Source organism: Bacillus sp. 05T31, from assembly GCF_056396725.1.
In genome coordinates this window covers 1-378 of record NZ_JBFTMA010001483.1, presented here as the reverse complement: position 1 = coordinate 378, position 378 = coordinate 1, and the positions used below count along the sequence as shown (strand labels likewise).

Below are 378 nucleotides of genomic sequence, written 5' to 3'. Positions count from 1 at the left end.
ATTCGAACCTTCGACCCTCTGATTAAAAGTCAGATGCTCTACCAACTGAGCTAATGGCTCGTAAATGGCTGGGCTAGCTGGATTCGAACCAGCGCATGACGGAGTCAAAGTCCGTTGCCTTACCGCTTGGCTATAGCCCATCGAAATAGTTATCTTCTTTTCAAAGACAAATGTTATTTTACCATAATGTCCAATAAAAAACAACTGCTATATAGCAGAAGTTAAAATGGCGGTCCCGACCGGGGTCGAACCGGCGATCTCCTGCGTGACAGGCAGGCATGTTAACCACTACACCACGGGACCATTTGGTTGCGGGGACAGGATTTGAACCTGCGACCTTCGGGTTATGAGCCCGACGAGCTACCGTACTACCGTACT

General features: G+C 48.7%; 2 tRNA genes. Both read right to left on the bottom strand.

From position 1 onward, the window contains the following. Positions 1-65: 65 nt before the first annotated feature. Positions 66-140 (bottom strand) — tRNA-Gln (locus tag AC1DJR_RS33965). A gap of 87 nt (positions 141-227) precedes the next feature. Beyond that, positions 228-303, bottom strand: a tRNA-Asp gene (locus AC1DJR_RS33960). Between the last annotated feature and the right edge of the window lie 75 nt (positions 304-378).